Raw genomic sequence first — 19,894 nt, forward strand, 5'->3', positions numbered from 1 at the left:
CTTTTCCTGCACTGTACGTCCTGTTTCAGTCTTTTTCATGCCCGCAGATCACTCTGCCGCGTCTGCCGCGGGCTCGTCGGTAATTGCGGTAAGGTCAGACTGCTGAAGTTCCACGTTGAGACCCAGCGACCGCATTTCCTTCACGAGAACGTTGAAGCTCTCCGGAATGCCGGCCTCGAACGTGTCATCACCACGGACAATTGCCTCGTAGACCTTCGTGCGGCCCGCGACGTCGTCCGACTTCACGGTCAGCATTTCCTGCAGCGTGTAGGCAGCGCCATATGCTTCAAGGGCCCACACCTCCATTTCACCGAAGCGCTGGCCGCCGAACTGCGCCTTGCCACCCAGCGGCTGCTGGGTCACGAGCGAGTAAGGTCCAATCGAACGGGCGTGGATCTTGTCGTCCACGAGGTGGTGCAGCTTGAGCATGTAGATGTAACCCACGGTGACCTTGCGGTCGAAGGTTTCACCCGTCCGCCCGTCGTAGAGGGTCGACTGGCCGCTGGCATCAAGGCCAGCTGCGTCGAGCATCTCAACGATGTCCGGCTCATGCGCGCCGTCGAAGACCGGCGTTGCAATCGAAACGCCCTTCTTCAGCTGTTCGGCAAGACGCAGGACGCTCTCGTCATCGTAACGCTTGACCGCATCGCCCTTGATGTTGTCGCCGTAGAGTTCGTGGATCTCGCCCTTCAGAGCCTGGATCTCACCCGTCTTGCGGTACTCATCATAGAGCTCGCCGATCTTGCGGCCCATGCCTGCGCAGGCCCAGCCAAGGTGGGTCTCGAGGATCTGGCCCACGTTCATGCGCGAAGGCACGCCCAGCGGGTTGAGCACGATGTCGACATGCGTGCCGTCCGCCAGGAACGGCATGTCCTCGTTCGGGTTGATCTTGGAGACCACGCCCTTGTTGCCGTGACGGCCGGCCATCTTGTCGCCCGGCTGGATCTTGCGCTTCACGGCGACGAAGACCTTGACCATCTTCATGACGCCCGGGGGCAGCTCGTCACCGCGCTGCAGCTTCTCCACCTTGTCGATGAAACGCTGCTCGAGGCGCTTGCGGCTTTCGTCATACTGGCCGCGCAGGGCTTCCACTTCGCTCATGAACTTTTCATCGTCCATGGCAAACTGCCACCACTGCGAACGCGGGTATTCGCCAAGGACGTCACCGGTCAGGTTGGTGTCCTTCTTGAAGCCCTTCGGGCCGGCAATGGCGGTCTTGCCCAGCAGCATCTCGGCCAGACGGCCATAGACGTTGCGGTCAAGGATTGCCTGCTCGTCGTCGCGGTCCTTGGCCAGGCGCTCGATTTCCTCGCGCTCGATGGCCATCGCACGCTCGTCCTTCTCGACGCCGTGACGGTTGAACACGCGCACTTCCACGACCGTGCCGGCAACGCCGGGCGGCAGACGCAGGGAGGTGTCGCGGACGTCCGAAGCCTTTTCACCGAAGATGGCGCGCAGAAGCTTTTCTTCCGGCGTCATCGGGCTTTCGCCCTTCGGCGTGATCTTGCCGACGAGGATGTCGCCCGGCTTCACTTCGGCGCCGATGTAGACGATGCCAGCTTCGTCGAGGTTCTTCAGCGCTTCTTCCGAGACGTTCGGAATGTCGCGCGTGATTTCTTCCGGTCCGAGCTTGGTGTCACGGGCGGCGACTTCAAACTCTTCCAGATGGATCGAGGTGAAGACGTCATCGGACACGATGCGTTCGGACAGGAGGATGGAATCCTCGAAGTTGTAGCCGTTCCAAGGCATGAACGCGACGAGCACGTTGCGGCCGAGGGCCAGATCGCCCAGATCCGTCGACGGGCCGTCAGCGATGATGTCACCCTTGGAGATGACGTCACCGACGCGGACCAGCGGACGCTGGTTGATACAGGTGTTCTGGTTGGAACGCTGGAACTTCATCAGGCGGTAGATGTCGACGCCCGACTTGGACGGATCGAGATCTTCCGTGGCGCGGATAACGATACGGGTCGCGTCCACCTGGTCGACCACACCGCCGCGGCGGGCACCGATGGCAGCGCCGGAGTCACGGGCCACGATCGGCTCCATGCCGGTGCCGACGAACGGCGCTTCGGCGCGCACCAGCGGCACGGCCTGACGCTGCATGTTCGAGCCCATGAGAGCGCGGTTGGCGTCGTCGTTTTCCAGGAACGGAATGAGCGCGGCAGCGACCGAAACCAGCTGCTTCGGCGACACGTCCATCAGGTCCACGCGGTCGGACGGAACGAGCATGTTTTCACCGGCATGACGGCAGGTGACCAGCTCTTCCACCAGACGGTTGCCCTCGTCGAGGACAGCGTTGGACTGGGCGACGTAGTGCTTGGCTTCTTCCATGGCCGAGAGATAGACGACCTCGTCGGAGACGATGCCATCGCGCACCTTGCGGTACGGGCTCTCGATAAAGCCGTACTTGTTCACGCGGGCGAAGGTCGCCAGCGAGTTGATCAGACCGATGTTCGGGCCTTCCGGCGTCTCGATCGGGCAGATACGGCCATAGTGGGTCGGATGCACGTCGCGGACTTCGAAGCCGGCGCGCTCACGCGTCAGACCGCCCGGTCCAAGAGCCGACAGGCGGCGCTTGTGCGTCACTTCGGACAGCGGGTTGGTCTGGTCCATGAACTGGCTGAGCTGCGAGGAGCCGAAGAACTCGCGCACGGCAGCGGCTGCCGGCTTGGCGTTGATCAGGTCCTGCGGCATGACCGTGTCGATGTCGACAGAGCTCATGCGCTCCTTGATCGCACGTTCCATGCGCAGCAGGCCGACGCGGTACTGGTTCTCCATGAGTTCGCCGACCGAACGCACACGGCGGTTGCCGAGGTTGTCGATGTCGTCGATCTCGCCCTTACCGTCGCGCAGGTCGAGCAGCAGCCGGATCACGGCCAGGATGTCTTCCTTGCGCAGGGTGCGCACGGTGTCCGGGCAGGTCAGGTCAAGGCGCATGTTCATCTTGACGCGGCCGACCGCAGACAGGTCGTAACGCTCGGCGTCAAAGAACAGCGACTGGAACATCGCTTCAGCGGAGTCCAGAGTGGGCGGCTCGCCCGGGCGCATCACGCGGTAGATGTCGAACAGCGCATCTTCACGGCTCTCGTTCTTGTCCGCAGCAAGCGTGTTGCGGACATAAGCGCCGGTGTTGATGTGGTCGATATCGAGAACGGTCAGGTCCTCGTAGCCGCGCTGGATCAGTTCGTCGAGCAGCTTGGCGCTGATCTCGTCACCGGCTTCAGCGTAGATCTCGCCGGTCACGAAGTCGACGACGTCCTCGGCCAGATACTGGCCGTGCAGGTCTTCGTCGGTCACCTTCAGGGCCTTGACGCCCTTTTCGGTGAGCTGCTTGATCGTGCGTGCGGTGACCTTGCGGCCGGCTTCGATCACGACTTCGCCGGTGTCGGCGTCGATCAGATCGTAGGAAGCCTTGTTGCCCTTCAGGCGGTCGCCGTCGAACGGCATGCGCCAGGAACCCTTGCCCGCGCGCGAATATTCGATGCGCTGGTAGAAGGTGTTCAGGATCTCTTCGCCGTCGAGGCCGAGGGCCATCAGCAGGGAGGTGACCGGAATCTTGCGGCGGCGGTCGATACGCGCATAGACGATGTCCTTGGCGTCGAACTCGATGTCGAGCCAGGAACCGCGGTACGGGATCACGCGGGCAGCAAACAGCAGCTTGCCGCTGGAATGGGTCTTGCCCTTGTCATGATCGAAGAACACGCCCGGGGAACGGTGCATCTGGGACACGATGACGCGCTCGGTGCCGTTCACGACGAACGTACCGTTCTCGGTCATGAAGGGGATGTCCCCCATGTAGACGTCCTGCTCCTTGATGTCCTTGACGGACTTGGCGCCGGTGTCTTCATCGACATCGAACACGATCAGGCGCAGGGTCACCTTCAGCGGGGCAGCAAAGGTCATGCTGCGCTGACGGCACTCCTCGACGTCGTACTTGGGCTGTTCGAATTCGAACTTGACGAATTCAAGCAGGGCCGTTCCGGCAAAATCGGAAATCGGGAAAACAGAGTTGAAGACCGCCTGGAGGCCTTCATCGGGACGGCCGCCCTTGGGCTCCTCAACCTGCAGGAACTGGTCGTAGGATGCCTTCTGAACCTCGATGAGGTTGGGCATTTCCGTTACATCGCGGATCGATCCGAAGAATTTCCGGACACGCTTGCGACCGTTGAACGTTAGGGTCATTGTCGCTCCTCGTTCGTATCGCCTTGGGTGACGGCTGTCCGCAACGCCCCTTGTCCAATCGGGCAGCTTCGCCCGGGCGCTTCGGATAACCGTCCCCTATTCGGGACTAATGCCCCGGAAACGGGTTATACCCGCCGGGGCCAGGAAACGGTCCCGGTTGCCCGGGACCGCCTTGGATCTTTCGATCCTATTACTTGAGCTCGACCTTGGCGCCAGCCTCTTCGAGCTTCTTCTTGAGGTCTTCGGCTTCAGCCTTGGAGACCTGCTCCTTGACAACCTTCGGAGCGCCTTCGACGAGCTCCTTGGCTTCCTTCAGGCCGAGGCCGGTGATGGCGCGGACTTCCTTGATCACGTTGATCTTCTTGTCGCCAGCGTCAGCGAGAACGACGTCGAATTCGGTCTGCTCTTCAACAGCAGCAGCCGGAGCAGCAGCAACGGCAGCAACAGCCACCGGAGCTGCGGCGGACACGCCCCACTTCTCTTCGAGCATCTTGGACAGCTCAGCAGCTTCCATGACGGTCAGGGCGGACAGATCTTCAACGAGCTTTTCGAGGTTAGCCATTTCTTATGTACCTTACGTTCGAACCAAATGCTTGGTTACAGACAGTGTATTGCTTAGGGGGCGCCTTATGCGGCCTCGTCCTTCTTGGCATACGCGCCGAAAACGCGGGCGAGCTGCCCGGCCGGTGCGTTGACAACCTGGGCGATGCGGGATGCCGGGGTCTGGATCATGCCCACCAGCTTTGCGCGCAGCTCATCGAGCGACGGCATCGTGGCGAGAGACTTGACGCCTTCCGCATTCAGGTTGGTCTTGCCGAGAGCACCGCCGAGGATGACGAACTTGTCCGTCGTCTTGGCGAATTCCACCATGGCCTTGGGAGCCGCGACCGGATCTTCCGAATAGGCGATCAGGGTCGGGCCCGTGAAGAGGCCATTGATGTGCTCAAGGTCAGTGCCTTGAAGGGCAAGCTTTACAAGGCGGTTCTTTGCAACCTTTACGGTGCCGCCGGCGTCACGCACTTTCAACCGCAGCGCGGTCATCTGTGCAACCGAGAGACCCGCATAGTGCGCGACGACCACAACCGAAGTGCTACCCAGCTCTTCGTTGAGGGCGGTCACGAACTCGTGCTTTTCCGCTCTTTCCACTTGCCTACTCCATTTGATGGCGTTTCCGCCACCGGTTTGCCTTTGCCGCCAGCTTGGCAGTGCGGGGAAGCCCCGTACTGCGTCACAGGCGACGCTCAGGGTTTCCTGTCCCCTCACCTCGCTTGGAGCGCGGCAAGGCATCTGGTTCGAACCGTTGCAGAACCCGGCAAGCCGGAAACAAACTGGTTCTCACCCATCTATGCAGGCCCATTCGGCTTAGACCGGTTTCCCGGCACCTGCAGTCTCGGACAGGGATGATCCGGTACGGGACCAGACCAGTGCCTCCCGGCAGAACCGGGAGGAACCTCTTGGATGCGGCGCGGGCCGGAGCGTCAACTCCAGGCCGGTCACGCCGCTGCGGCCAGCGCGAAACCCGGCAGTATGCCCTGCCGGGTCTGCAGCATCAGCCGTTGATCGAAGCCAGGTCGACCTTGACGCCCGGGCCCATCGTGGACGACAGGGCAACACGGCGCATGTACTGGCCCTTGGAACCGCTCGGCTTGGCCTTCTGGACGGCATCCACGAGAGCGCGGATGTTTTCGACCAGGGCGTCCTGGGTGAAGGAGACCTTGCCAACGCCGGCGTGGATGATACCAGCCTTCTCGACGCGGAACTGCACGGCGCCGCCCTTGGCGTCACGCACGGCCGAAGCCACGTCCGGGGTCACGGTGCCGACCTTGGGGTTCGGCATCAGGCCGCGCGGGCCAAGCACCTTACCAAGACGGCCGACCAGCGGCATCATGTCCGGGGTTGCAATGCAGCGGTCGAAGTCGATCTTGCCGCCCTGCACTTCGTTGACCAGCTCTTCGGCGCCAACGATGTCTGCGCCGGCAGCCTTGGCTTCTTCAGCCTTGTCGCCACGGGCAAACACGGCGACGCGAACGGTCTTGCCCGTGCCGTTCGGCAGCACGCAGACGCCGCGAACCATCTGGTCAGCGTGACGCGGGTCAACGCCGAGGTTGATCGCAACTTCGATGGTTTCGTCGAACTTCACCTTGGCGCGGTCCTTGAGCAGGGTCAGGGCTTCGCCGAGGGCGTAGGTCTTGTTGCTGTCGATGCCTTCACGAGCAGCACGGATACGCTTGCCAATCTTCGCCATGATCTTACTCCGTGACCTCGAGGCCCATCGAACGGGCAGAACCCTCAACCATGCGCATCGCCGCTTCCACGTCGTTCGCGTTGAGGTCCTTCATCTTGGCGGTGGCGATTTCACGCACCTGCGCCTTGTTCACCTTGCCAACCGTGCCGCGGCCCGGGGTCTTGGAACCGGACTTCAGACCAGCAGCCTTCTTCAGGAAGAAGCTGACCGGAGCGGTCTTGATCTGGAAGGTGAAGGACTTGTCGGAGAAATAGGTGATCACGACCGGGCACGGAGCGCCCTTCTCGATATCCTGGGTCTGCGCGTTGAACGCCTTGCAGAATTCCATGATGTTGAGGCCGCGCTGACCCAGCGCGGGACCGATCGGGGGCGACGGCGTTGCGGAGCCGGCTGCCACCTGCAGCTTGATGTAACCTTCGATTTTCTTCGCCATTATACTCTCCTAGCGAGTAAGCCAGATAAACCGGCATTCAGGAGCGGGTGGTCTGGCTTGACACGCCCGGCGTAGGCGCGCCTTACCTGCCACCCTCTTCTGCGCGGACGCCATGATGGCCTCCATGCAGCTTTGGCCGCCCGTGGGCGGCCAGCTTGATCAGACCTTGTCGACCTGACCAAATTCCAGCTCGACCGGCGTCGGGCGGCCAAAGATCGACACGGCAACCTTGAGGCGCGCGCGCTCTTCGTCCACTTCCTCGACGAGGCCGGAGAAGGAGGCAAACGGGCCGTCAGATACGCGGACCTGCTCGCCAACCTCAAAACTGACCGACGGCTTCGGCCGGTCGACACCTTCCTGAACCTGGCTCAGGATGCGGCGCGCCTCGGCTTCCGAAATCGGAACGGGCTTCTGCTCGGAACCGAGGAAGCCACTGACCTTGGGGGTGTTCTTGATCAGATGGAACGCCTCATCGGTCATGTCCATCTTCACCAGAACGTAGCCCGGGAAGAATTTGCGTTCGGCATCGACCTTGCGCCCGCGGCGCACTTCGACGACCTTTTCCATCGGAACGAGGATTTCCTCGAACAGGTCAGAAAGCCCCTTCTGGGCAGCTTTCTCGCGGATGGACTCGGCTACCTTCTTCTCGAAATTGGAGTAGGCATGCACAATGTACCAGCGCTTGGCCATGACCTCAGTTCCGTTTCCTGTCTCGTGAAACCTTGCAGGCGTCAACCGCCCACGCCGAGGAGCAAGCCAATGCCCCAGCTCATCAGCTGATCCGCCAGAAGAAAGAAGATGGAGGCAAGCACCACCATCACAAAGACCATGACAGTCGTCACGGCCGTTTCCTTGCGGGTCGGCCAGGTCACCTTGGCAGCTTCGGAGCGAACCTGCTGGATAAACGTAAAGGGATTGCTCTTGGCCATTCCGGTTCCGGTCTTGTCACGACGAGCGGGCGCGCAGAATCATCCGCGCGCCCCGCCCGAGTGGTCCTCAATAAGGCCTCGGCGGCCAATATTCAAGAACAAAATGGCAGGGGCAGCAGGGCTCGAACCCGCGACCTGCGGTTTTGGAGACCGCCGCTCTACCAACTGAGCTATACCCCTGCACGGACGGGACCTGAAGTTCCGTCCAAACCTGTTCTTATCTCCGGTTCAGGCAACCCGCAAGGGGTTGTTCAAGTCCGGAGAGGAAGGCGCCGGATGAGCCGGCGCCCGCCATCATCACTCGATGATCGATGCCACCACGCCGGCGCCGACGGTACGGCCGCCTTCGCGGATAGCGAAGCGCAGGCCGTCTTCCATGGCGATCGGAACGATCAGCGTCACGACGACCGAGATGTTGTCGCCCGGCATCACCATTTCCGTGCCTTCCGGCAGTTCAACGATGCCCGTCACGTCCGTCGTGCGGAAGTAGAACTGCGGACGGTAGTTCGTGAAGAACGGCGTATGACGGCCGCCTTCTTCCTTCGTCAGGATGTAGGCTTCGGCCTTGAACTTCTTGTGCGGCTTGACCGAACCCGGCTTGCACAGAACCTGACCACGCTCAACGTCCTCACGGCCAACGCCACGGATCAGCGCGCCGATGTTGTCGCCTGCCTGGCCCTGGTCCAGAAGCTTGCGGAACATCTCAACGCCGGTCACGGTCGTCTTCTTGGTGTCGCGGATGCCGACGATCTCGACTTCCTCACCCACCTTCACGATGCCGCGCTCGACACGGCCGGTCACCACGGTGCCACGGCCGGAGATCGAGAACACGTCTTCGATCGGCATCAGGAACGGCATGTCGATCGGACGGTCCGGCGTCGGGATGTACGCGTCAACGGCGTCCATCAGAGCGCGGATGGCGTCACGGCCAATGTTGGCGTCGCGGTTTTCAACCGCAGCCAGAGCCGAGCCCTTGACGATCGGAATGTCGTCGCCCGGGAAGTCGTAAGAGGAGAGCAGCTCGCGCAGCTCCATCTCGACGAGATCCAGAAGCTCTTCGTCGTCGACCTGGTCGACCTTGTTCATAAACACCACCAGAGCCGGCACGCCGACCTGACGGGCGAGCAGGATGTGCTCGCGGGTCTGCGGCATCGGGCCGTCAGCGGCCGAGCACACCAGGATCGCGCCGTCCATCTGGGCAGCACCGGTGATCATGTTCTTGACGTAGTCGGCGTGACCCGGGCAGTCAACGTGAGCGTAGTGACGGTTTGCCGTCTCATACTCAACGTGGGCCGTCGAGATCGTGATGCCGCGCGCCTTTTCTTCCGGCGCTGCGTCGATCTGGTCATAGGCCTTGGCAACCGCGCCGCCAGTCTCAGCCAGCGTCATCGTGATCGCCGCGGTCAGCGTCGTCTTGCCGTGGTCAACGTGGCCGATCGTGCCAATGTTCACGTGCGGCTTCGTGCGCTCAAACTTTTCCTTCGCCATCGGCGTCGCTCTCTATCTGTTACGCAGTTCAGTCGTCAGGTTCGAGGCGGGACGCTTTCCGGCGGCACCGGCAGCCATTCCAGGCGCCGCGGCCAATACGAATTGCTTCCCGTTCTTTCCAGGACCCTGAGCGAGCGAAGCCCGCACCGGTCAATCTGATCGGCACCCAGTGATGGAGCGGGTGAAGGGAATCGAACCCTCGTCATCAGCTTGGAAGGCTGCTGCTCTACCATTGAGCTACACCCGCTGACCCGGACTTCGGGAGACGATGGTGGAGGAGGTTGGATTCGAACCAACGTAGGCTTAGCCAACGGATTTACAGTCCGTCCCCTTTAGCCACTCGGGCACTCCTCCATTCCGTCGAGCCTCTGTCCGAAGCAGTCAGGATGGCTTCACAGACCGCCCCGTCCAACCGGCCGGGGTGTCCTGTGGCGCGTGTTATGCAGATAGGGTTCCCTGCTGTCAACGCCGATTTGGATTTCTTTCAAGAAAATTCGCCGCCAGCCGTTTTTCCGCTTTGCCGGCTCTGCGGGACGGCTCCCGCCGCCCTAGGGTTTCCCTGCGCTTCCGGCGGTTTCATGAAGTTTTGCACAGGCTTGGCCGGATATGCGCCGTCTTTGCTGCATTGCGGCGCCAGTCTCCCGGGCGCCTGTGGATGAAGCCTTCCGGCTGTCACTGCCCGAGAATCTGCAACCGCATTCTATCGTGTCAGCCGCCTCCCTCTTCCCCCTCCCGCATATAGAGAGTAGGAGAGCGGCATGAGCGAACATTCTTCCGGCCCGCAGCGCGGGCGCCCCTTCACCAGCAAGGCCCGTCCCGGCAAGGGACAGGGCTTCATCAAGCCAGCCCCGCGCCGCCCCGGCCTGCCGCCGGAGGGCCCCGTGCTGCTTTACGGCCTGCACACCGTGGAAGCCGCCTTCCGCAACCGGGACCGCCGCCGCATCCGTCTCTATGCAACGGAGAATGCGGTGAACCGGCTCGAGGAGCGCGGCGTCAAGATTGACGTGCCCGTTGATATCCAGATGCCCCGCGCGCTCGACCGCATGGTCACCCGCGATGCCGTGCATCAGGGCATGATTCTGGAAGCCGATCCCCTGCCCGCCTATGGGGTGAAGGAACTGAAGGGCGCAAGGCTGGTGCTGGCGCTCGACCAGGTGACCGATCCGCATAATGTGGGTGCGATCCTGCGCTCTGCCGTGGCGCTTGCCGCCGATGCCGTTGTCACCACCGAGCGCCACGCGCCGGAGGAAGGCTCCGTGCTCGCCAAATCCGCGTCCGGCGCGCTGGACATGATCCGGCACGTGCGGGTGAAGAACCTCGCCAAGTTTCTGGAAGAGATGGGCGAGCAGGGCTTTTTTTGCGTTGCCCTCGACAGCGATGGCCCGGCGACGCTGGAAGAGACCACCTTCGGCAGCAAGACCGTGCTGGTGCTGGGCTCTGAGGGCAAGGGCGTGCGCCCCGGCGTGCGCGCCGCCTGCGACACCACGGCCCGTCTCGACATGCCGGGCGAGATCCGCTCGCTCAACGTGTCGAATGCCGCCGTCCTGTCGCTCTATCTGGCCCGGAGCAAGATGGGGCTTTGATCGTCGTGCGCGGGAGGTTCTCCCGCGCAAACACTCTGCACCTTATCTTATGCAGCCTGCTGATGGGCCGCGCTGCGCCTGTGCAGGAGACCGGCCAGCCGGTCCGCCTCCAGCAGCACCCGGTTTGCCGGGCCGCCCTCGCACAGGATCATTGCATCGATCAGCGCCGGATGCACCGGGTCGGCCAGCGCGGCACGCACCATGGCCAGCACCCTGCCCTCCTGATCGGACAGGCTGGTGCGGCAGCAGGGGCAGCCCGGATCGCGGAAGCGGAACGTGGTCTGGCGCACGGCGCGGATCGCCCGCATCAGCCGCATCACCGCCACCGCAACCTCTCCGCCGAGCCCAGCCCCGAACCCGGCCTGCGCTGTCAGCAGCGCCTGCTCCCAGGCCTGGCTCTGCGGCCGGGCATAGGACAGGCAGATCAGCCGCAGCACCTGCACCACCGTCTGCTCGTCGGACGAAAGCACACTGACCGCCCCGCCCGGACAGGAAGGGGCCTGCGGGTGCGCGTCTGCGGTCTTGCGGGGCTCGGTGCTCATGGTGCTTTCTGCCTTGTCACGCGTCAGCCTTCACGGCACGCGGCGTTCGTTTCCGGTGAAATGACCCGGCCTCAGGCGCCGGTCACGGCCTCGAAGCCCTCGAAGCGCGGCGGACCGGCGTAGAGGTCCTTGTTGGAGCCGGCGTTGCGGTGCGCCTCGCGGAACTGCTCGGACTTGGTCCAAGCCAGAAAATCCTCACGGCTTTCCCAGACCGTGTGGGACGCATAGAGCGTGATGCCCTCGTCCTCATCGGCAGGCCCTTTGAGCAGATGAAAGGTCCTGAAGCCCTTCATCTCGTCGAGGCGCGAATCCCGGCCCTTCCACACGGTCTCGAATGCCTCTTCCTGACCTGCCTTCACCTTGAAGCGGTTCATTGCCACAAACATGCATCTCTCCCTGCGCAGCCGCCCGGACAGCCTTTTGCGGGTGGCACAAAATACCTGAGTAGATAATTCATATTTATAGGCAGGCCGTAGGTCAAGCCCCGGCCCTGCGGCCTGCCGCCGCGCAAGACGGTTTCGCCGGTGGAGAACCTGCCTGCCCCTTGGCAAGGCGGGCGGGCCATGCTAGATCGCATGTAATGTTATTACATTATAAGAACGCCACTCCAGACCCACACGAGCGAACCATGACCAAACGCCTTCCCGTCACCGTGCTGTCCGGTTTTCTGGGCGCCGGAAAGACCACGCTTCTCAACCACATCCTCTCCAACCGCGAAGGCCTTCGCGTTGCTGTCATTGTCAATGACATGAGCGAGGTGAACATCGACGCCGCCCTTGTGCGCGATGGCGGGGCCAACCTGTCGCGCACCGAGGAAACCCTCGTCGAGATGACCAACGGCTGCATCTGCTGCACCCTGCGCGACGACCTTCTGGTGGAAGTGCGGCGCCTGGCAGAGGCTGGCCGCTTCGACTATCTCCTGATTGAATCGACCGGCATTGCCGAGCCGCTGCCCGTTGCCTCCACCTTCGAGTTCCGCGACGAGAACGGCGAGAGCCTGTCCGACATCGCCCGGCTCGACACCATGGTGACGGTGGTGGATGCGGCGAGCCTGCTCAGCCATTTCGGCTCGGTCAGCCTGCTGGATGATCTGGGCGAGTCCCTTGGCGAGGACGACACCCGCACCCTGATCGACCTGCTGGTAGACCAGATGGAATTTGCCGATGTCATCGTGCTCAACAAGGTGTCGAGCGCTACACCGGAGGCGCTGGAGGCTGCCCGCAAGATCATCCGCTCGCTCAACAGCGAGGCGCGCGTGATCGAGGTGGACCATGGCCAGGTGCTGCTGTCCGATGTGCTGGGCACCGGACGCTTCGACTTCGAGCACGCCCACACCCACCCGCTCTGGTACAAGGAGCTGAACGGCTTTTCCGATCACGTGCCGGAGACGGAGGAATATGGCATCCGCTCCTTCGTGTACCGCGCCCGTCAGCCTTTTGATCCGGAAAAGCTGCAGGCCTTCATCAACCGCAGCTGGCCCGGCGTCGTGCGCGCCAAGGGATTCTTCTGGCTGGCGACCCGGCCGGAATTCGTCGGTGAACTGAGCATGGCCGGCGCGCAGGTGCGCACCGAAAAGCGCGGCCTGTGGTGGTCCGCCGTGCCCAAGACCCACTGGCCGGACCATCAGGACTGGCACAACGCCATGGCGCCCTACATGGATGCCGTGTGGGGTGACCGGCGGCAGGAACTGGTGTTCATCGGCACGGACCCGATGGATGAGGAAGCGCTGCGCCGCGACCTCTCCGCCTGCCTCGTGCCCGCATCGTCCTTTGCCCCGGCCAGCTGGCGCAATCTGAAGGACCCCTTCCCCGCCTGGGGCCGTGCCGCAGCCTGACATCATCACCGGCGGGGCCACATTCCACCCCGCCGGGTATTCCTCTTCTTTCCGGCCATTCCTCATCAGTGGAAAAATTGCATCAAGGCGGATGCACATCCGCCAAACCCATGCTAAAAGCCGCAAAAGATGCCGGTATAGCTCAGCAGGTAGAGCACCTGATTTGTAATCAGGGGGTCACGGGTTCGAACCCTGTTGCCGGCACCATATTTTTCAATGACTTAGCGATATTCCAACTCATACCCCGACAGCCAGTATAAGCAGTATATAAACACCGCGCGGCCTTTCCCTCTCCCCTCCCCCTTCACGCTGATTCTCTCTTTTCTTTATTTCAATAAAGAAAGGCCGTCATCGTCGTCATGGCCGTCATTTCCGTTTGATTTCAAACGCTTAGTAATTGACAGGGGTTGTCATCGGTCGTCATTCGGTCGTCATCGCGCCGCGCACAAAACAGCCCAGCGCCTCGCTCATGGGTTGCAACTTTAGCGCCGACGACAGAATAAGCCGTTGGTTTCTTTAGAAGTTTAGGCTTTGTGTTTAGTGTGAGGCTGGCGGCGGCTCGGGGTCTTTCCGCCCGTGGGAGCCTCAGAACTTTGTACGGTCCCTAAAGGTGGGGGGCCTTACTAGCGCCTCCTCCCCCTGCCGCAGCGTGCTGCAATGAGTGGAAGGGGGCGCGGGAGAAGGGAGGCCCAAAAAACAGAAGGCCCACGCCTTGGCGAGGCGCGGGCCATGAGGAAGGCGAAAGAGTGTTAGGCTCAATCTGCCGCCTTCAGGTTCTTGGCGATCTTGGCGACAGTCCCTTTAGCGGCACCGGTCGCGGCCATGATCATTGACCAGCTGTCGCCACGCTCTAACATCCGCGCAATCGCGGCATTCCGTGCGTCATTGGCCGGACGCCCCGTGTATCGGCCACCAGCCTTGGCCTTGGCGATGCCATCCGCCTGCCGCCGCCGCCGGTCTGCGTAATCCTTCCGGGCAATTGCGGCAAGCATGTCCAACATCATCCCGTTGATCGCCTCAGCCATGCGGCTGGAGAATTCATCGGTTGCCGTAGCGCTGGCTAGCGTCCAACTCGTCGGCAGGTCCAGGGCAACGACCTTCACCCCGCGAGCCGCGATTTCTGCCTTGAGGCGTTCCCAATCTTCACCAGACAGGCGAGACAGACGGTCCACCTGTTCAATCAACAACACATCGCCGCGCTCACTGTCCGCAAGCAAGCGGAAGAGCTCTGGACGGTCCAAGCTGGCACCGCTTTCGTTCTCGATGTAGCGGGCGGCTATCTTCAGACCGCGTTCCTTTGCAAAGGCGTCAAGGGCAGCGCGGGCGCGGGTGGCGTCCTGTTCCTTGGTGGATGCACGAAGATAAGCCCGGACCAACATAAGAACCCCCATCGGTCTATTTTGTATGGTTCAATATGTATCGGTCTATTTAGGGTTACGCAAGTAGCTTTTTGCACCAGCGCTTTGCATGGTGCAAAAATAGTATACCCTTTTTGAACAGAGCCGTCAGAGCCACCATATTCCAATTGTCCGGCTTCCAGCCGCCCGGCGCTTCTCGACTGCAATGCCTTTTGCCCGCAGGAGCGGGGCGGCGCGGGCGACGGCATCTCCCAGCGTATTCGGCTTGACCGGCAGGAACTTTCCTCCCGTGGCATCTTCCGCGCCCAGCCGCGTCAGGGCAGCAAGCAAAGCCGTTGCCGTCCCCTCCCAACGCCCGGTCGGGTGTTCCTCCCGCATCAGGCGCTCAATCGCCACGGCCACAGGGTCACCTTCAAAAACGGCTTCAGCCGTTTCTCGCCTGTTCGCTTCGTACGCGGCCATAAACTCGCCAGCCATCCAGCCCAAGCCCGGTTCCGCAGCCGCCATCAGCCGGGCGAAGTCTGCCATGCGCGGCGCACGTTCCAGCTTGGTTGCATCGTACCGCCGGACAGCCGCCGCGACCGCATCGAGCAACGCCCCGATAATGCCAGGGCGCACGGCCTCCCACGCCGCCCAGAAATCATCTTCAGACTGCCGGGCGGTCTCATCAATCCTGAGAAGGCGCACAGTTAGCGACCGGTCCGCCATATCGGCCCGCCCGGTAAGCGAGGGTATACCGTTGACGAGTACCGGTCGCGATCCGGCAAACCAGAACGGTTCAGCATCGGAGTGCAGCTTACGCGTCAGAAAGCCACTGCCAGTGGACAGACGGCAGACGGAATCCGAAAACCAGTTCTCGACCTTGGAGAGGTTGTCAAAGGACAAAACGTGCGACGATATCGCCATCGTGAAGAGATCGCGCTCGTCTTTCGGCTGTGCCAGCCCGGAGACTGCCGAAGGGTCTACTAAGCCCCGCAGCAGACGCGCCATTGTCGATTTGCCGGAACCCTGTTCACCACCCAGGGCAAGCACCGGAAACGCACTGCCGCGCCCCCAGAGGGCCGCGACGAGCCAGGCAACGATTAGCCTGAAGTCACCGTCATCAGCGTTGATGAAACCACGCAGTTCCTCAATCAAATGCCCGGCTTCGGGTTCGGGTAGGGCGTGCATGGTTTCGCCCCGCAGGAACTTGACCGAAGGACGGGCAACCACTTCCCAGCCATTGCCCGTTATCCGGACAGCACGCCAAGCGTTATCGCAGAGATCCAGCCAGCACGCCTCACCATCCCATGCCGTCCGAAGGAACGTCCGATGACAAGGGCCTTCCTCGATGGCCCGCACCTGAAGCACCCGCAGCGCATCGGCCAGCATCTGCCCCGCAGGCGCGTTGCCGGTGGCGCGGTAGAACTGTCCGGCAGCCCAGCGCGCAAAGGCCGAGCTGTCCAATCTCCAATGTTCCAAATGCCCATTCACCGGGACCGTTGCAAAACCCACCTTCTCCGGGGAGTGCCACAGCTCCGCCGCATCCAGTGACGCAAGGAAGGCATCCCGCTTCGGCGGGTTCTTGCGTTCCCGGCGTTTTCCGCGCCCCCCTCGCTTCCCGGTGTCGGCAAGGTTGTCAGGGGCCGTTTCGGGAGCCGTCTCCGGCGCTGGGCGCATGGCTGCATCAACTGGCGCAAAATCATTCCCCGATGGCGCGGGCGCTACTTCTTTAGCGGCCCGGATGAGATCGAGAACTTTAGCCGGGTTCAACCCTTCTTCTTTAGCGTCTGCTGCGTCCCACCCCTTCGTTACGCCCTGTGGCGGCACGATCATACGAACCGAGATAGCCCCCGCCGCCAGGGCGAGCCGTGCCACTTCGTCGGCGTAGGCTTGGCCCGGCGCGTCGGCGTCCGGCCAGATGACCACCGCCCGCCCAGCCAAGGGCGACCAGTCAGACTTCGCTGCCGCCTTGCCGCCGCCGCTGGACGTGGTGGCTACATGGTCCGGACAGAGCGCCGCCGCCGCGTCTGCTGCCTTCTCGCCTTCCGTCACAATGACCGGCGCGTCCGGGCGCTGGGCGAGCCGGTCGAGGCCGTATAGGGGCCGGTTTGCGGGGATTGCCGCCCAGCGCCACCCCTCACGCCCGGCGGTATTCCGGCACCAGGTAAGCGGCATCACGTCCTTGCCGCCATCAGCCTTTTCGAACCGGGCGACAAGGGCGAGAACAGCGCCCGCAGCATCCCGGTAAGTCCAAACTGCGGACGGCTTGCCTTTGGTCGGGTGTTCCTTCGGCGGCTTCGGTGCGCTGGGCGGCACAGGCAGCACCGGCAGCCAGGCAGGCACCGCCGCCGGGGCGGCAGGGGCCGGGGCCGGGCTGGCGCTGCCGGAGATCGGGGCAAAGGGGTCAATCGTCATAGGCCATAACCCCCAGCATACCGGCCACCTTTTCCGCCGCTTCCGGCTGTTTCAGGTCGAAAAGGAACGCCGCCAGCGCGACAAGATCGCGCCCGCCATCTCCCGTGGCGAAATCGGCCCATTTACCGGTCGAAAGATTTATCTTGAGCGAACCGTGCCGCCGGTCGCCCCGCTTCGGATTGCGCGCGACCCACTCGACACCTTCGCGCCGTCCGTCCGGCAGCCACCGGCTGACGATCCCCGGCGCGGCTGCCAGCGCAGCGCTCGCCACCCGTTCGAAATTGATACGCCGCCGCTTCATTCTGCCGCCTCCGCAGCAGGCACCACCGTCGCGGGACGAATCGCCTCGCCAACGCCATCCGCCAGCGTGGCCCGCGCCATCCCGTCGAGCGGTAGGCCCAACGCCGTGGTCAGGATGCGTTCTGCCCACCAGCCGCCTTCTATGCCCGACACCAGGGCGAGCAAGGACAAAAGGTCATGACCATGGGCGGCAACCGCCTCGCCATGCACGCGGAAACGTCCCGCCCAGCGCCCACCGGCCAGAACCGACAGGCGTACATCCCGTTTGCCGTGGACATAGACGAAGCCGCTGTCCCGCAGTTCACCACGGGGAAAAACCGACACAAGAAGCGCCGCCATCAGCGGCCCCAGGGCGACGGAGCGCGGACGCCCGCTCGCCGTCAGGCGAGTTAATCCGCCTTGATCAAATGTCAAATGTCGCGCCGTGGCCGGTTCCTTTTCGGCCAATGTGTCGAAAAAATCGCGGAAGGCGTGCCGCGTCAGGCCAGACACCCGCCAGCCGGTCGCAGCAGACAACACACGTGCCGCGTAGGTACCAGCCGTAAATCCGCTTACCACCGGCAGCAGGGAAAGCAGATTTGCCCCGCAGCGCGGCAGCCCACCCTTATCGGGATAAACATCCCAACCGCCCCGGTGGCTAACTTCAAGCCGTCCCCAGACCGTCGCCACCTCATAAGATGGCACGCGCCATGCGGCCTTGACGATCCGTCCACCCGGCAGCGCGGTGAGAAGCAAAGCCCGCATCAGCGGCGCGAATTGCCGATCCGCCGCGTGCAGCCGTGCAATTAACCGGGCATCCGCCAGCGGCCCGAACGAGCGCACGGCAGCCCGCTCGTCCGCCATCTGCTCCGGCGCGGTCCACAGCCGGTAGCTAGTCAACCGCATCGACCGCGCCAGATCGTCGGCGCAATGCGGCACGTAGTAGCCGCCTTCAAGGCCACCATGGCGATGGATCGCGCCGCAGGCTGGGCAAGGCTGGACAACCAGAGACTTGCCAACCGGCACGGCCACCAGGTCAAGCCCGGCGCTCTCGACAAAGCGCGCCAGAGGCTGGAAACCTTCACCGTCAGTCATGCCGCACCTGCCGCGCCGCGCTGGGCGTCTGCTTCAGTCGTCGTCTCGAAAGTTTCAGCAGTAAAAGCCAGCAGATCAGCGCGCCGATACCGAACAAGCTTGCCAATCTTGACGAAGCGCGGGCCGCCGCCCCGAACCCGCCAGGCTTGCAGGCTGCGGCGCGAGACATGAAGAAACTCTGCTGCCTGAGTTTCAGTCAGCAGAGCGGAAGGATCGGGGGAAAGATTTTGTTCGGTCATCTATGCCTCATCGAAACCAACGCGCTGATTTGCGCGATGTGCGATGAAGATGTCCGTGCATCGACCTAGAGTCATCCGGCCAGCCAATAGGCAAAACGCCGTGGGTTGACCGGATTAAATTAAAGCCTAAAGAGCTTTGTAAAGAGCATCCATTGTGACCGGGAGAATGCCACGTTCATAGGATTTCACATCCCAACCGCTCCCCCGCAGTTCTTGCTCTTTCTTGAAGTCGATGGATTTGAAGAGCTTTACCGTGTCGGCCAGAATGTCTTTTGTTGGTAACGGCTGATTGCGGCCACGGCTTTGTTCCGGCAAATGAGCTGAAGGGTCCATGTCATCCCAATAGACCTGCTCCGCAGCATCCAGAAAGACGGCGAAATCACCAGTCGGCGTGCTTGTTGGGAGTTCATCAGTCAGGAAAAAATATGCCGCCGCCATATGGGCCGCAAATGCACGCCTCCGCCAGACGGGAGGCGCACCTCCGGAATCCCTGAGATCATCGCGCCACTTCGCAGCATGGCAGGCCAGCCCTTGCAGGAAATCCATTTTCTCCCGAATTGCATCAAGCTGAAAGACTTCGCTTCGCTTGAAAGGCAGAAATTCAAACTTCAATCCGTCTTCATATCCGCCACGCTCAACTTTAATCGTCTCAACAACCCCCCCACCAAATATTTCATCATCATCTAGATACTCTCCTATGCCATTCTCGCAGATAATACCATGAATGCTTTCGAGCAAATCTACAGTATCAGTTGCAAGCTTCTGTATTTCCGCGATACCACGCCGCATTTCTTTATAAGGAATTGAAGTTTTATTCCTATAGAATTGCTCAACACCATACCCAGGAGCACCATAGGCGTAATAGATAGCCCAGCGCACCCAGAAAAATGGACACTGGCACAGGTGCTCAAGACGGGCTTGCTCTGCTCTTCCGCTCATACGGTCAAGCAACTGGCCGACCCATTTATCCAATTCACTGAGCGCATCGCTTTGCGGGTAAGGTTTCGACGGCCTCCGGAAAGCACCCCAACCCGGCGGCAAGGGAAACAAAGCAAACTTGTCAAATTCTTGAACACTGATCACCTGCCCAAACATTCGACCCCAGAGAGCACGTTGGCGGACAAGAAACGAATATTGATCCAGATCACTTTCATTCAGACTTAGTGCGCCATTTGGTTCAGGCATACCCATCTTGCTTTCGTAGCCCACAACAAAGCTATCAATTACTTTGCGCACCGTCTCATCTGAATACCGGCTTGTAAGGTCCATCATGAAATATGCCTCATT

General features: G+C 62.0%; 18 protein-coding genes and 4 tRNA genes. 3 read left to right on the forward strand and 19 right to left on the reverse strand.

The genetic code is table 11. From position 1 onward, the window contains the following. Nucleotides 1-48 precede the first annotated feature (48 nt). The 11 genes from rpoB to AC0CMF_RS06370 form a co-directional block, all read right to left on the reverse strand. Nucleotides 49-4,185: a DNA-directed RNA polymerase subunit beta gene (gene rpoB, locus AC0CMF_RS06320; protein ID WP_058900187.1), complete on the reverse strand. Its 4,137-nt coding sequence runs from the start codon at nucleotides 4,183-4,185 to the stop codon at nucleotides 49-51. Nucleotides 4,186-4,375: 190 nt separating this feature from the next. After that, nucleotides 4,376-4,747, reverse strand: a complete 372-nt coding sequence (rplL, locus tag AC0CMF_RS06325; protein WP_019966695.1) for a 50S ribosomal protein L7/L12 — start codon at nucleotides 4,745-4,747, stop codon at nucleotides 4,376-4,378. A 65-nt stretch (nucleotides 4,748-4,812) separates the two neighbouring features. Then, entirely contained in the window at nucleotides 4,813-5,331 is a 519-nt protein-coding gene (gene rplJ, locus AC0CMF_RS06330; protein ID WP_050475500.1) for a 50S ribosomal protein L10, read from the reverse strand. Between the two features lie 403 nt (nucleotides 5,332-5,734). Next, entirely contained in the window at nucleotides 5,735-6,430 is a 696-nt protein-coding gene (gene rplA / locus AC0CMF_RS06335; protein ID WP_019966697.1) for a 50S ribosomal protein L1, read from the reverse strand. A 4-nt stretch (nucleotides 6,431-6,434) separates the two neighbouring features. Next, nucleotides 6,435-6,863, reverse strand: a complete 429-nt coding sequence (gene rplK, locus AC0CMF_RS06340) for a 50S ribosomal protein L11 (protein ID WP_019966698.1) — start codon at nucleotides 6,861-6,863, stop codon at nucleotides 6,435-6,437. 159 nt (nucleotides 6,864-7,022) lie between these two features. Then, on the reverse strand, nucleotides 7,023-7,553 hold the full coding sequence (gene nusG, locus AC0CMF_RS06345; protein WP_019966699.1) for a transcription termination/antitermination protein NusG: 531 nt from the start codon (nucleotides 7,551-7,553) through the stop codon (nucleotides 7,023-7,025). 41 nt (nucleotides 7,554-7,594) lie between these two features. Then, nucleotides 7,595-7,792 (reverse strand): preprotein translocase subunit SecE, encoded by a 198-nt coding sequence (gene secE / locus AC0CMF_RS06350; RefSeq protein ID WP_019966700.1) that lies wholly within the window; start codon nucleotides 7,790-7,792, stop codon nucleotides 7,595-7,597. 104 nt (nucleotides 7,793-7,896) lie between these two features. Continuing rightward, nucleotides 7,897-7,972: transfer RNA gene (locus AC0CMF_RS06355), tRNA-Trp, on the reverse strand. A gap of 117 nt (nucleotides 7,973-8,089) precedes the next feature. Next, entirely contained in the window at nucleotides 8,090-9,280 is a 1,191-nt protein-coding gene (gene tuf, locus AC0CMF_RS06360) for an elongation factor Tu (RefSeq protein WP_058900184.1), read from the reverse strand. A gap of 173 nt (nucleotides 9,281-9,453) precedes the next feature. Then, nucleotides 9,454-9,527, reverse strand: a tRNA-Gly gene (locus tag AC0CMF_RS06365). A gap of 22 nt (nucleotides 9,528-9,549) precedes the next feature. Next, nucleotides 9,550-9,634, reverse strand: a tRNA-Tyr gene (locus AC0CMF_RS06370). Nucleotides 9,635-10,038: 404 nt separating this feature from the next. Between AC0CMF_RS06370 and AC0CMF_RS06375 the strand changes: the two genes are divergently transcribed. Further along, nucleotides 10,039-10,863, forward strand: coding sequence for a TrmH family RNA methyltransferase (locus AC0CMF_RS06375; protein WP_472481242.1), 825 nt, complete (start codon nucleotides 10,039-10,041; stop codon nucleotides 10,861-10,863). A gap of 47 nt (nucleotides 10,864-10,910) precedes the next feature. Here the strand turns inward: AC0CMF_RS06375 and AC0CMF_RS06380 are convergent, their stop codons facing one another. Then, the gene (locus AC0CMF_RS06380; RefSeq protein WP_058900189.1) at nucleotides 10,911-11,405 is read right to left on the reverse strand and encodes a hypothetical protein; all 495 of its coding nucleotides are present in this window, start codon (nucleotides 11,403-11,405) and stop codon (nucleotides 10,911-10,913) included. A 71-nt stretch (nucleotides 11,406-11,476) separates the two neighbouring features. Then, complete coding sequence (gene hmuQ / locus AC0CMF_RS06385) at nucleotides 11,477-11,791, reverse strand: heme-degrading protein HmuQ (RefSeq protein WP_374630969.1); 315 nt, start codon at nucleotides 11,789-11,791, stop codon at nucleotides 11,477-11,479. Nucleotides 11,792-12,033: 242 nt separating this feature from the next. On the opposite strand from hmuQ, the gene AC0CMF_RS06390 reads away from it, so the two are divergent. Then, nucleotides 12,034-13,239 (forward strand): GTP-binding protein, encoded by a 1,206-nt coding sequence (locus tag AC0CMF_RS06390; RefSeq protein ID WP_374630967.1) that lies wholly within the window; start codon nucleotides 12,034-12,036, stop codon nucleotides 13,237-13,239. A gap of 131 nt (nucleotides 13,240-13,370) precedes the next feature. Further along, nucleotides 13,371-13,446: transfer RNA gene (locus AC0CMF_RS06395), tRNA-Thr, on the forward strand. Nucleotides 13,447-13,994: 548 nt separating this feature from the next. Here the strand turns inward: AC0CMF_RS06395 and AC0CMF_RS06400 are convergent. The 6 genes from AC0CMF_RS06400 to AC0CMF_RS06425 form a co-directional block, all read right to left on the reverse strand. Further along, nucleotides 13,995-14,618 carry a recombinase family protein gene (locus AC0CMF_RS06400; RefSeq protein WP_472481323.1) on the reverse strand — a complete coding sequence of 208 codons (624 nt, stop codon included), beginning with the start codon at nucleotides 14,616-14,618 and terminating at the stop codon, nucleotides 13,995-13,997. Between the two features lie 126 nt (nucleotides 14,619-14,744). Continuing rightward, entirely contained in the window at nucleotides 14,745-16,994 is a 2,250-nt protein-coding gene (locus tag AC0CMF_RS06405) for a DUF6371 domain-containing protein (protein WP_472481245.1), read from the reverse strand. Then, entirely contained in the window at nucleotides 16,984-17,295 is a 312-nt protein-coding gene (locus AC0CMF_RS06410) for a hypothetical protein (RefSeq protein WP_472481248.1), read from the reverse strand. The genes AC0CMF_RS06405 and AC0CMF_RS06410 overlap by 11 nt, the downstream gene beginning before the upstream one ends. Then, the gene (locus tag AC0CMF_RS06415) at nucleotides 17,292-18,368 is read right to left on the reverse strand and encodes a hypothetical protein (protein ID WP_472481250.1); all 1,077 of its coding nucleotides are present in this window, start codon (nucleotides 18,366-18,368) and stop codon (nucleotides 17,292-17,294) included. Before AC0CMF_RS06415 ends, AC0CMF_RS06410 begins: the two co-directional genes overlap by 4 nt. Then, nucleotides 18,365-18,607, reverse strand: a complete 243-nt coding sequence (locus AC0CMF_RS06420; RefSeq protein ID WP_472481252.1) for a helix-turn-helix domain-containing protein — start codon at nucleotides 18,605-18,607, stop codon at nucleotides 18,365-18,367. The genes AC0CMF_RS06415 and AC0CMF_RS06420 overlap by 4 nt, the downstream gene beginning before the upstream one ends. Before the next feature lie 126 nt (nucleotides 18,608-18,733). Beyond that, nucleotides 18,734-19,879 carry a hypothetical protein gene (locus AC0CMF_RS06425; protein WP_472481254.1) on the reverse strand — a complete coding sequence of 382 codons (1,146 nt, stop codon included), beginning with the start codon at nucleotides 19,877-19,879 and terminating at the stop codon, nucleotides 18,734-18,736. Nucleotides 19,880-19,894: the final 15 nt, after the last annotated feature.

It is taken from the genome of Pannonibacter sp. CBAS1226 (assembly GCF_055685825.1).